Genomic DNA, 12,745 nt, shown 5'->3' with positions numbered 1-12,745 from the left:
ATTATCCGAACACTATCCCTAGTGCATTCTACTCAAATGTTGTGCAGCTCATGCTGTGAAGTTGATGCGGTCAATCGGCCGCATTCACTTGGGTTGTAGCCATAGGTTTTCCGGAAGAGAGAAGCAAAATGGCTGACATTATGATACCCAACCATCATTGCCGTCTGGCTTACATTGGCTTCCCCTCGTTCCAGCACTCGTCTTGCTTCATTCATGCGCAGTTTCCGTACGTAACCAAATACAGTAGTCCCGAATAATGTCTTGAAACCTAGCTTCAACTTATAATCATTAAGTCCTGTTAAGCGCGCAAGCCCAAGCAGGCTGGGCGGCTGCTTCCACGATCTTGTCAAGATATCCTTCGCTTCATACAGACATTGAATGTCTTCGGCAGTCAGCTTGGAAGTGGTCTGTTGCGCTGGCTCCTCTTCTTCCAAGGCAGCTAAATGAAGCGCCAGCAGCTCAAGCGCTTTTCCTTCCAAATATAGCTTTTGGAGCGCGCCTTGGTAAGGGCACTGCTTCATCTGTTCTACAAGCAATGAGATCTGGGCTGAGCCAGCCGTTTGCTTACAGAAGACGGAGCTGCGAGTCAATCGTTCAAGCTCAGGAAGATCGTTGGCGAAATACCTGAGATCAATCCGGAGCTCCATATGCTGCATCCGTTCATTAGGGTGCAGCTGCGCAATCATGTTGGCTTCCTTGACATAGATGAGCGAGGACATCCCCGGGATCATTGCATATTCTTGCGATGATGCTGACCAGCTGCCGCTGCCTGAAGTCGTATATGAAATTTCAAGATGCGGATAATGGATATCGACGTCCATCGTTACCGGACGATGAAATTCTGCGTTGAAGAAGTTGATTTCTAGCCCTTTTCTTAAGAGAAACCGCTGTAGTTGCCCTGTTCCGCTAGGTGTCGGAATGGAATAGATGCGCTTCTGGTCATTTGGCCGAAGTGAAGGAGTGATATCTATGAAATCTCCGAATGCATCACTTAAGTCGCGGGAATCGATGTGCAGTTTCAAGACCTTCTCCTCCACTCCATGTCTATATAAGTTTCTGTATGGTACATGAACAAAGCAATCCTGTGTCGGTATATTCCCATGAAACCTAGCAGGCTTAGTTGTGACGATCCTGTTGTGCCGTCCCCCAATGGTTAGTCCAAATCGAGCATATCCATGTATATATCTCCATATTAAAGCAAATGATTATCATTATCAATCAGTGAAAATATAAAATCGCTTTTTATTATTTCACTTGGCTTCTTGCCGTTCTTGTTATTTTTAGCTGCTGATTACTCTACGGTTTGAGTCTTATTTTATTTCTCGATAGCTGAATTGCTAATGGTCGGCTTATTCAGTACAGTAACCATTGTAATGCTCAATATAAGAACGAGTACACCCATGATTGCAAATGGAACATGCTTATCCAGCCGATACAGCATCGTGCTTAGAATAGGTGCAATTACCGCAGAAATTCCTTGTACGGCCGCAATAAGTCCTGCAACCCCTCCCTGTTGTTCACTGGATACCGCAAGCGATGCGCCTGTCATGAAGCCGGGCATCAACAATCCTGCCCCTACTCCGAACAGGGAGAATGCGATATAGTAGCTGAGCAAGCTATTTATAAACAGGAACAGTGCGATACTGCATAGAAGGAGCAGCGATCCGACGAGCAGCAGCTGCTTGGGATGCAGCTTCGATGATTTCATTTGAATGCCCTGCGTCAAAATCATTGCGAATCCTGTCAGCATTAATCCCATGGATACCATGCGGGCAGTCTCTTGCGTAGTTAGCGCTAGCTGGTCTTGGAAATAGAAACCGCCGACTACCTGCAGCGTAATGATACTGAGCATGGTAATCATCCCGGCCAGTAAGTTAAGAGGTATCCCTTTCTGGAACGGACTCACTTTGGGCGGCTTGGTGTGATTCAACTGCTTATGAGTAGGAACTAACATGAGCACGACAAAGAATGCGATAATCGGTAATAATGCCCCAATATACAGAGGCCATATCAGCCCAATAAATGCGAATACAGCGGCAATTGCAGGACCGAGCACAAGACCAAGCCCGTTTGCTGCCCCTATAAGGGCCATGCCTGAAGAACGCCCCTTCTCATCGGTTACGTCAGCCATATACGCCTGTGCGGATGAAGGTACAGCTGGAATGAACAGGCCAACCATGGCTCGTGCAGCGATTAGAAGTCCAAGGAGCAGCCCCCCTTCTATTGCTCCATGTAATCCGGCATACATCGTTGCAGTGAAAATGACATAACTGATGAACATTCCGATGAAGCCCAATAAGATAACCGGCTTTCTCCCTTTGAGATCACTGAGTCGTCCCCATACAGGAGCCATAACGGCCATGGCGACAGAGCCTAATGAAATGATGATGCCTGAATGCACCTCACTTAATCCCAATTCACGAATGAGCGGCGGCATGACCGGCGCAATGATCATTAACGCAACCATCGAGACAAATACACTGAAAAATACGCTAAATCGAATTCTAGCCATCTTAAATGGCCCTCCTCTCCCATACATCTTCTTCGGATGATTCCCTCTAGATGGTATAAGAAAAAGGATTGATCCTGCTACCGCAAAACGGATTGATTATGCCGGTAAACGGATTTTTCTTGATCCCGGGAGAGAAATAATTGTGTTGTTGAGTAAACGAACAATATTTTTTGTTGCTCCTGATCAATATGTAGGTTCAGAACGAATTAACACAATTCGATATTGAATTGCTGATAGATTCTGACATGTTACTTAATTTAGTAGAGCAGGCAGATTACCTTTGCAAGAATAAAGCGGGTGAACCGTGAACCATCTATCGAACTTGAAATGGATTCATATGAACAAAGCAAAGAATCGGCAGCTTCCACACCTTTTCATGAAAAGTGTATTGCTGCCAATTCAATGCGTAATATTAATTATTTCGTCCTAATGAAAATGATTACGTAATTGCTACACCAGCACTTGCATATCCTGCAACCGTAGTACCAAGTGTCAGACCTGTTGTTGTAACCGAGAAGACCATTAACAAGCGAGTCTCTGTTGTTACAGGTATAGCTAGTCCAGTCGTTACTCCATGGGAGATTGCACCAATTGCTAGTATTCCAGTAAGAGCTGGTGCTAATGTAACGATAGCTCCTGGAATTGGAGAGAATGTGTTGTTTGGCGTAGTCGATTGCCACAATTGGGCCTGTATCGTTGCAGTTGCTCCAATTAGGCTAAGGGCTATTGTCGTACTAAAGTAAGCAGAAATAGACGTAATTATGCCATTACGTGGCATCGAGAATGCCATGTTCAGAAGCAAACCTGCCGCTCCTGTCAGATCGATCGTTGCACCTAATGCACTTACGGTCGGCGCAGAGTTTCCAAATCCAATCAGTCCGCCTGTTCCTACCAATCCGCCTGCGAGCGTGGTCAATAGTACAGGTACACCGGAAGCAAATGGGATAATAGCTCCTGTACCAGGAGCTCCTGTAGCTCCTGTAGCTCCTGTAGCTCCTGTAGCACCTGTAGCACCTGTAACACCAGCAGCTCCCGTAGCGCCTGTTGCACCTGTTGCACCTGTAACACCAGCAGCTCCCGTAGCGCCTGTTGCACCTGTAACACCAGCAGCTCCCGTAGCGCCTGTTGCACCTGTAACACCAGCAGCTCCAGTAGCGCCTGTTGCACCTGTAACACCAGCGGCTCCCGTAGCGCCTGTTGCACCTGTAACACCAGCAGCTCCTGTAGCTCCAGTTGCACCTGTAACACCAGCAGCTCCAGTAGCGCCTGTTGCACCTGTAGTACCAGTAACGCCAGTACTAGGGCCGGTAGGGCCTGTCGGCCCTGTTGGACCTACAGATATCGGTGTAGACAAGATGCTATCTAGTTTATTCTGGAGAAGAAATTCTTTTTTGGTTAAGTCTTGAATTGTATTTCTTACACTTTGGTTTACAAGTAAAATGTCGCTAATTGTAGCTGGTGGAGAAGTTACACCTGGCAGAGTACCTAAAGCAAACTGAATTTTTTCACCTTCAGCATTAATAATGTGGCTTAATCCGAGCTCTTCCAAAGCAATAGAAGATAACAATAAATTGATTGCATCGTCTCTAGTTACAGAAATAATAGGAGTAATATTAGGGATATTAGATTGTGACAAATGAAATCCCTCCCACAAGTTGTATTTTCAATTACCCTATAATTATATGAACATATGAAAGAAATGATTGGGTAAAAAACGCAAGGTAAAGACATATAGTATGTTCCGTTTCTACGCGTCATTACAGACGTGTACTCCTATAATTAGGATGGAAACCAACATCGTGTTTACATCCAATGAAACGATAGTAAGGTGGATACTGATCGTTATTACACTTGCTCTCATCGTATGGACATGCATACATCTTATCTTCCTTCCATTAATTAACGTATGGGGTAATCTGTTCTATTTGCAGTAATCTGTCCTATCCCATAGCGTGTATGATCAATCCAAAAGGAGGAGGAACCATGGTTATCTTCAATTATGTGCTCGTTTGTCTCATCTTCAGCACAACCTTCCTGGCGGTGAAAATTGGTGTGGACGCCTCTGCCCCGCCTTTCCTGTCAGGGGGGCTTCGATTTTTCATTGCTGGAATCCTATTGTTCAGTTGGATGCTATGGAGGAAGAAAGCAAGCCTGTCCTTGTTATTGCACAAAGATTCGCTCCTTACAGGGATAGGTCTTACATTCGGCACCTTTGCTGCTCTATATTGGGGAGAACAATTCGTGGCTTCGGGGATCGCAGCGATTCTGTCAGCTACAGCGCCTATTCTAGTACTTGTGCTGCAGCTGATCTTTATTCGTCACAAACCCACCATTCACGCTTTACTAGGTTGTGTAATAGGATTTCTGGGAGTTGTTCTTATGCTTATACCTGGGATCTCAGTATCGGCAAGCGTATGGGTTATTGTCGGCAGCATCGTTATTATCATAGGTCAATTGTTCTATGCAGGGGGTGCAATTTACTCCAAACGGGTTGCGAAGCGCTTTGCAACTACGTCACCATTTGCACTTAATGCGGTTCAGATGATATATGGAGGAGCTCTACTACTTACTCTATCCGCATTTACGGAGGATTGGAACTTTGGGAATATGCTATCTGGTCGTGCACTTGGCTCATTGCTTTATTTAATTGTGATTGGTTCGATGATTGGGCATAGTCTGTTCTATTGGCTTGTCGCCAAGACGACACCAATATTCGCTTCTACTTGGCTGTACGTATCTCCGATGCTCGCGCTCGTGGTTGGCGTACTGTTCTATGGGGAGAGGATTACATGGGCATCGGCTGTTGGCGCAGTAATCATTATTGTCGGTACAGCCTTTATCAATTACGACAGCTTGAAGCAATTGTTCCAGCGGCCAAAGAAAAGCCATACAGATCTCCAAGGAGTACAGTCTGGGTGAATCACAGCAATAAAATAAGCTCTCCCGAATGTGTTGCATCGAGAGAGCTCTTTCTCCATTTTCGTTCATATTCTCCAAATAAAATGATACATTTTCGCAGAAAAGCAAAGATCTATCGTGTTATTTCGCCGAAACTTCCACACCAAACGTTTTCACAGCAATGAAATAACAAGCAGATTATACAGCACGAGTGGCATCCAAATGATTCACTCCATACAGAGCTTATTTCTTGACCCATGAATCCTTCAACGGTACGATCCGGTGAAATTCGAGAAGTTGGTTCTCCCAACCTTGCTCTCTGGCAAAATAGCCATGTCTGATAAACTGGAATCGCTGTTCTGCTAGAGCTTGTGCTGCCCAAGGCTCCAACATAACGTTAGAGATACGAGTATGTGAGTCTCGGCAGATTCGGTCAGTCCAGATGATGTCGTTATCCTTCGGTACAGACTCTTCTAGCAAGAGGTTCTCGTACAAATGTACGACGCCCTCCACAGCATGAGCAGCTGACACCCAGTGAATGGTTCCCTTCACTTTCCGTCCAGTAAAGCCTGTGCCGCTCTTCGTAACCGGATCGTATGTGCATCGAAGTTCTGTAATTTCGTCGGTTGCTGGATCTTTGATTACTTCATCACACCGGATAAAATAAGCACCCTTCAATCGAACCTCGCCATTGGGACGTAGTCGGTGGAACTGGCCTGGTGGCTGCTCCAGAAAATCATCTCGCTCGATAAAAATGGTTCTCGAAAAGGGAACATCCCGTTGGCCCAGCTGCTCATTATGAGGATTGTTCTCCAATTGCAGCCATTCTACCTTATCCTCTGGATAGTTTGTTATGACAACCTTTAACGGGTGTAGTACTGCCATGATGCCGCTTGTTCGGTCTTGAAGATCCTGTCTTGCGCAATGATCCAGCAGCGAGATATTCGCGGTGCTCTCCGTCCGAATGCTGCCGATCTCTTCGATGAATGCGCGTATACTCTCTGACGTGTACCCTCTTCTACGAAAGCCCCGAATCGTTGGCAATCTTGGATCGTCCCAGCCCTCAACAAGTCTCTCCTCGACTAACTGCCGCAAGTAACGCTTGCTTGTTACGACACCCGTGAGATTCAATCGTCCGAATTCGCGCTGCCTTGGAGGCTCTGGAACTTCGTGTTCGCGGAGAACCCACTCGTACAGAGGACGATGGTCTTTGAATTCAATCGAGCATAACGAGTACGTGATGCCTTCGATGGCGTCTTGAATCGGATGGGCAAAATCATACATCGGGTATATACACCAGTCATCCCCTGTTCGATAGTGTGCGGCATGAATAATTCGATATAAAATCGGATCCCGCAAATTCATGTTCGGCGAGCTCATATCGATCTTGGCGCGAAGCACTTTAGATGCGGTAGGAAAGACTCCTTGTCTCATGTTAGTAAATAGCTGCAAGTTCTCTTGTATCGTGCGGCTGCGATAAGGGCTGTTTCGGCCAGGCTCTGTCAACGTCCCCCGATATTTCGCTACTTCGTCTGGCGCAAGATCGCAGACATAGGCCTTCCCTTTTCTAATTAAGGTCACTGCTGCTTGGTAAATCTGCTCCGAATAATCCGATCCATAATAAATATAATCGGGGTCATATCCAAGCCATTTCATATCCTCAATGATGGAGTGAACGTAATGGATGTCCTCCTTCAGAGGATTCGTGTCGTCGAATCGAAGATGAAATGAGCCTCCATACTGCTTCGCAAGCATATAGCTTGTGTGAATGGCATAGGCGCTCCCAATGTGAAGATAGCCATTCGGCTCTGGGGGGAACCGCGTGCACATGCTTCGACTGAACGGCGAAGCTTCTTGTTCCTCATGTATGAGTCTGTATAAATAATGGTCGGTTGAATAGGCAGTATCTTGATTCATGGTGACGCCTCCTCATGAACTTGTGGGGTGAATCGAGTGTAAACACATATCTAAAAAACGCAATAAAAAAACCTCACCTCCAAGACGTTAAGTCTTGGGGACGAAGTTATCGTGGTACCACCCCGGGTTCATTAATATGTCGCCATATTAATCTCATCAAGTACGGCATAAGAAGCATGCTTATACTCTAGCTCTATAACGGGAGCTCCCGTCATGCCATCCCACGGTTGCACAGATCCGGCATGCTGCTCAGAGGCTTGGTTCGGGAAACAGCTCATTGCTCCTTCTCAGCTGCAGGAGCTCTCTGTATATGTGCATATTTCCTTACTCTTCTCATCATCGCGTTTCTGATATTGGGATAGATAATAACAAATCATTCCACCAATGTAAAGTCGGATGTTAAACAGCCTTCTTCTCCTTCACCGATGGATTGTACAATTCATAGTTTCATATCAGAAAATGGTTGTGAGAACATGATGGCAATGGCGCATCACAGAACATGGCCTTATTCGTATTCCTTACTCCTTACTCCCCTCTTGATGACATGATTCCTCTCTCGATTGTACCCGCTTGTGTCGAATAGAAGCAGCGAGCAGCAGAAGCGGAACTAAGATTCCGAAGGTAGCAACGAACGGAATCCAGGTTGTCTTGTTATAATCGCTGTAGTGCACCGAGCTCGGATGAACAATTATGGAGAAAACAACTAATAGAAGACCTAACGGATATACAAGTATCCGGTAATCGTGCAGTCGTAATGTCTGTGACAGCCCTACACATGAGACGTAAAAATACATCGACATTTTGAAGTAAATGGTAATGAACCATATGACAGCTACAACTACTTCGACATGCTGAAAAAAAGTCCCCACCATAATTCTTTTTGCCAGCGCATAGCTCGGATATAATTGCCGTGAAGTTGTCTCTGATCCGAGAACCAGGATCGTACAGGCGATAATGATTGTCAACACAATACCGGCTAGAAGCACTCCGATATAGAACGCTCTAGTCGTTTTGCTCACTTCTGGAGTGGATGACGGATAGATCATTAAGAAGACGACAGCTGGAAACAAGTATATACTGCTGAACAATAATGTCGCACGGATCATCGGTTTCATACTCGACTCGAAGATAGGCTGAATCTTATGTATATCGATCTGTGGCGCAATACATAACAAAAGAATGATGAGCAAGAGTATGAAATATGGAAATAGAATCTCTGCAGATCTTGCGAGCACCTCTAAGCCTAAGCGCACGCCCATAACAACGATGAATGCGAATATGATGTTCGTAGCGATCATAGGAGTATTGGGCAATATCTGGGTTGTCATGAAGAAACCCATATAGTTTAGCAGCTCCGACGAAGTAATTAATGCAAAGAAAACGAAGAACCACGAAATAGCTGTCCCAAGCCATTTGCCAAAGTGCTTCCCAATCATTTCAACGAGTGTCATTCTCGGATGATGCTGTGCGACGATACTGTACAGCTTCACAAGAAGCATGCTTATTCCAATGCTAATAATCGAAGCAATCCATGCATCCTGCTTCACCTCTTCCGCCAAGCTTGAAGGGATAACTAAAATCGCAGTTCCAACGGAATATAAGAAGACGAGAATTGTAAACTGACGAACGCTGATATTAATCTGTTCCCCACTTCCCATTCTGATTGCTCCTCTCGTTCATCCCTTCAAGATCGTTGAAATAAAGCTTGTAATTGGTCTATAGATGGCTGCAACCATGTCAAGCGGGCTTGGTACCTTAACATGAAATGCCAGAGCGATGCCAAGTACTGTGCCGATTGTAAGCAGTATAACGAATGCGACAGCTTCTTGTTTACTTCCGCTCTTCGATAATGCTGGGTATTCCACGAAAATAATGGTGGCTGCAATAATGAGTATCCCTAAACTAGCTAAAATAAGCCGCAATCCTCCATTCCCTATATTGTGGATATTTGTGATCAATCTATTTCAATTATCGTCGTTGAGCATTTTTTTAAACGAATTGGGAAAAATTTTTCAATGCAAGGAGCTCATCATCATTGTTAGGAGCTCTTGTGCAATGTACGAAGCTGATCGCTCCTTAATATGTCCTTCACAGGCGGAACGGGCGGTGCAGTGTCGAATGAGACTGCATCCGTATTTACGATGTATCCCGGCAACCGCTTGTTCGTTATGATTTCGACAGGCTTACCGCAATTGCTGTACGGAGAATTAGGTTTTAAGCGCGTTTTACTTCGGATTCGAATTGACTATGCGGATGAAATGAAATAAAATACATCTATATTAAGTTGAATAGGCGATGGAGTTCGCCATAACCGCCGTCTAGGCTAATGACTCCTACCAGAGAATAACTTCCCTGGTAGGAGTCTGTTTTTTTGTCCAGAATGGTAATGACAGAAAGGATGATGAGATGTTGTGAAGAAATGGAGAGTGCTGCTCGTACCTGTCTTACAGAAATCTACATACGCCGCTATTATGGCTTCTTTATTAAAGTGGATTTTACTTGGGAGTATCGTCGGGCTATTGACTGGTTCTGCTTCTGCGATATTTCTCATCAGCTTGGACTATGTTACGGGGACGAGAATCGAGCATCCTTGGTTGTTGTACCTGTTGCCGCTGGGCGGTGCTGTGGTCAGTTACATGTATTTGAAATTCGGTAAGAACAGCGCGAAAGGCAACAATCTTATTATTGAACAGATTCATGATGGCAAAGAAGCGATTCCACTGCGTATGGCGCCGCTAGTCTTATTCGGTACGCTCGTTACGCATCTGTTCGGCGGCTCCGCAGGCCGTGAAGGGACGGCAGTCCAGATGGGCGGCAGCTTATCCGAATGGCTTGGCAAAATGCTGCGAGTCGATCATACTGATCGTAGAATTCTACTCATCTGCGGCATTAGCGGTGGGTTCGGTTCTATATTCGGTACCCCGCTTGCGGGTACAGTATTTGGACTTGAAGTGCTGGCCATCGGACTCATCCGTCACGAGGCCTTGGTTCCAGCATTCGTAGCGAGCTTTGTCGGGAATATTTTCGCCTCATCAGTATGGGGAGTATCACATGTCCATTATGTCGTCAATGAATTTCCGAAGTTATCGCTGATTGTACTGGGAAAGGTAGTGATGGCATCCATCTTGTTCGGACTTACGAGCCGGCTGTTCAGTCAACTTACCCACTATTTGAAAAAAGGGTATACCAAGTTATTCGCAAATCCGATGCTCAAAAGTGCAGTAGGCGGACTTGTTATTATCGCATTTGTATATATCGTCGGATCACGCGATTATCTTGGCTTAGGAATTCCGCTTATTCAGAGCTCATTTACGGAGGACGTATCTCCATTTGCCTTTCTTGGGAAGCTCATTTTCACTTCGTTTACATTAGGTGCTGGCTTTCAGGGCGGTGAGGTCACGCCGTTATTTGCCATCGGGGCTACATTAGGCAATGCATTGTCGGGTATCTTGCAGTTGTATGCTCCCTTCTTGGCTGCATTAGGCTTTATTGCCGTATTTTGTGGAGCAACGAATACACCGATCGCCTGCTTCCTGATGGGAATTGAATTGTTCGGTTCCGAGGGCGCGATTTATATGTTTATCGCCTGCTTGATCAGCTATTTATTTTCAGGTCATACCGGTATCTATACTTCGCAACAAATTGGAGTATCTAAAGCGAGGCTGATACGGATTGCAGCAGGAAGTACGATTGGCGCAGTCAAAACGGAGCAGCGACAACAAGATCGAGCTGAGTAATATGACGATAACCACGAATGAGGCTGTCCAATTCGTTAGCTTACCTTCTGCGGGATCCTATCTAATAAGAGAAAGGTCGAGTTCAGGGTAATAAGGCGCCCTGCGCTCGACCTTTTTTTCATGACTATCCGATTTAATTGTGGATTGCGTCACATTCAATGGATAATAGGAGGACTTTCCCATCTTACTTGTGATGACTCAGGCTATCTCATTCCTACTTATTCGGATGAAGATACGGATATAGTCGAAGCAGCATCGGTCATTGTTCCGCTTAGACGGTTAGACCGGAGCTCTGTCCTGGTGCATATCCGTGCTTGTGTAGTTCAAGCAATGCTTCGAGACGGGCCTTATATCGATTGACGAGCTCCTGAATATTGGAATGCTCATAGTCTCGTGTGCTGTACACGAACCGAACGACAAGCTGCCTTCCTACAATCATGGCAACCGCCTCTAATTGATACATTCGTCCATTGTCCAGCCCGATTGTATCACCTGGCGGCATCGATGAGAACGTAAATTTTTCATTATTCAGTTCGTTACCGAATTGACCCATATAATTGAAATTTATATTTGCCTTCCTCTCCAAAATTGCTGTACCGCTTGCTGACTCATGCTTGGTCAAATACTTCAGTACCCCATAATTCATTCCCTTGTTCGGAATGCTGCGCAGCATTTGCCGAGTCTGTTCGACAGCTGCGGGAAGGGAATCGGCTCGTGACATATCGAGAATGATTGGATACATCGTCATGAACCAGCCGATCGTACGCGACACCTCGATCTCTTCCCCGATTGCTTCTCTTCCATGGCCTTCAACATCCAAGCGAAATGTGCGTCCGCCACTCCAATCCGCAAGCGCCATTCCGAACGCAGTTAGCATGAGGTCATATGCTTCCGGGCTTGCTGACGTATTATTGCTCCGAAGCAGTGTGTCGGTTGCTTCCGAAGAGAATTCAACCGCAATCATGCCATTATCGCTCCATACGCCAAAATCGGCAGCTTGCACATCGCTGCGTATACCGAGCGGTAATGGATCTCCAGAATATTGTTCAAGCGTAAGCCAATAAGGAAGTTCCTGAATAACCTCATCCTGCTGAGCATAGGTGAGTAATCTCTCTGCCCACTGCTTCAGAGAAGTTGACTTTGGCCTAACACGCAGTGGATGTCCGTTCACAAGCTGATCGTATCCATCAGTAAAATCTTCGAGGAGCACACGCCAAGCATATCCGTCTACAATCAGATGATGAATCGTGAGCAGCAGGTGATCCCCACCCTTCGTACGGAATAGACCAAGCTTGACAATTGGGCCCTTGTAGAGATTAATACTCTGCTGCAGTTGAGTTGCAATCTGTTCCATTTCTCGCTCAGGATGGTCAGCATCTTCTAGATCGTATGATACGAAATGATAGAAGGGCCCTTCATCCGGCTGGCGGATGGTCTGAACGATCGACTTCCCATCTGGGCGTTAGGTCATTCGCAATGCATCATGGTGAAGAACAAGATGGTCAAATACATGTTCGATGTGCTCTTGCACAAATCTCGTCTTACTGAATAGAACGAATGACTGATTCCAATGATGCGGGTTCGCGAACCGCTGCTCCCAGAACCACTGTTGTATAGGTGTGAATGGAACGACTCCAGTTATGATCTCGTTCTGAGTGCGCTTATCTGTAGATCTCATGCG

At 45.7% G+C, this 12,745-nt stretch carries 8 protein-coding genes, 2 pseudogenes, 1 riboswitch and 1 other annotated feature; of the genes and pseudogenes, 3 read left to right on the top strand and 7 right to left on the bottom strand.

The features are described 5' to 3' along the window. Positions 1-32 precede the first annotated feature (32 nt). The 3 genes from M3661_RS24025 to M3661_RS24015 form a co-directional block, all read right to left on the bottom strand. Entirely contained in the window at positions 33-1,022 is a 990-nt protein-coding gene (locus M3661_RS24025) for a helix-turn-helix transcriptional regulator (protein WP_251489295.1), read from the bottom strand. A gap of 293 nt (positions 1,023-1,315) precedes the next feature. Then, on the bottom strand, positions 1,316-2,512 hold the full coding sequence (locus M3661_RS24020) for an MFS transporter (protein ID WP_251489294.1): 1,197 nt from the start codon (positions 2,510-2,512) through the stop codon (positions 1,316-1,318). A 439-nt stretch (positions 2,513-2,951) separates the two neighbouring features. Next, positions 2,952-4,148, bottom strand: a complete 1,197-nt coding sequence (locus M3661_RS24015; RefSeq protein ID WP_251489292.1) for an exosporium glycoprotein BclB-related protein — start codon at positions 4,146-4,148, stop codon at positions 2,952-2,954. 347 nt (positions 4,149-4,495) lie between these two features. Between M3661_RS24015 and M3661_RS24010 the strand changes: the two genes are divergently transcribed. Continuing rightward, on the top strand, positions 4,496-5,431 hold the full coding sequence (locus M3661_RS24010) for a DMT family transporter (protein ID WP_251489290.1): 936 nt from the start codon (positions 4,496-4,498) through the stop codon (positions 5,429-5,431). A 222-nt stretch (positions 5,432-5,653) separates the two neighbouring features. Here the strand turns inward: M3661_RS24010 and M3661_RS24005 are convergent, their stop codons facing one another. The 3 genes from M3661_RS24005 to M3661_RS23995 all read right to left on the bottom strand — a co-directional run bounded on the left by M3661_RS24005 (position 5,654) and on the right by M3661_RS23995 (position 9,249). Further along, on the bottom strand, positions 5,654-7,327 hold the full coding sequence (locus M3661_RS24005; RefSeq protein WP_251489288.1) for a glutamine--tRNA ligase/YqeY domain fusion protein: 1,674 nt from the start codon (positions 7,325-7,327) through the stop codon (positions 5,654-5,656). Between the two features lie 93 nt (positions 7,328-7,420). Then, positions 7,421-7,676, bottom strand: a binding site (T-box leader). 169 nt (positions 7,677-7,845) lie between these two features. Then, positions 7,846-8,985, bottom strand: a complete 1,140-nt coding sequence (locus tag M3661_RS24000) for a GerAB/ArcD/ProY family transporter (RefSeq protein WP_251489286.1) — start codon at positions 8,983-8,985, stop codon at positions 7,846-7,848. A gap of 18 nt (positions 8,986-9,003) precedes the next feature. After that, entirely contained in the window at positions 9,004-9,249 is a 246-nt protein-coding gene (locus M3661_RS23995) for a hypothetical protein (protein WP_251489284.1), read from the bottom strand. 183 nt (positions 9,250-9,432) lie between these two features. On the opposite strand from M3661_RS23995, the pseudogene M3661_RS23990 reads away from it, so the two are divergent. Beyond that, positions 9,433-9,546: pseudogene (locus M3661_RS23990) on the top strand (ABC transporter substrate-binding protein); the annotation flags it as partial. A 63-nt stretch (positions 9,547-9,609) separates the two neighbouring features. Further along, a riboswitch (Fluoride riboswitch) is annotated at positions 9,610-9,670 on the top strand. Between the two features lie 128 nt (positions 9,671-9,798). Then, entirely contained in the window at positions 9,799-11,064 is a 1,266-nt protein-coding gene (locus M3661_RS23985; RefSeq protein WP_251489385.1) for a voltage-gated chloride channel family protein, read from the top strand. Positions 11,065-11,335: 271 nt separating this feature from the next. On the opposite strand, the pseudogene M3661_RS30850 reads toward M3661_RS23985, so the two are convergent. Beyond that, a pseudogene (locus M3661_RS30850) lies at positions 11,336-12,742 on the bottom strand (condensation domain-containing protein). Positions 12,743-12,745: the final 3 nt, after the last annotated feature.

Source organism: Paenibacillus sp. MER 180, from assembly GCF_023713665.1.
In the GTDB taxonomy this organism is placed as follows: Bacteria; Bacillota; Bacilli; order Paenibacillales; family Paenibacillaceae; genus Paenibacillus_B; species Paenibacillus_B suaedae.
Note: the sequence above shows the minus strand (reverse complement) of the source record. Positions and strands in the feature narration are given on the sequence as shown.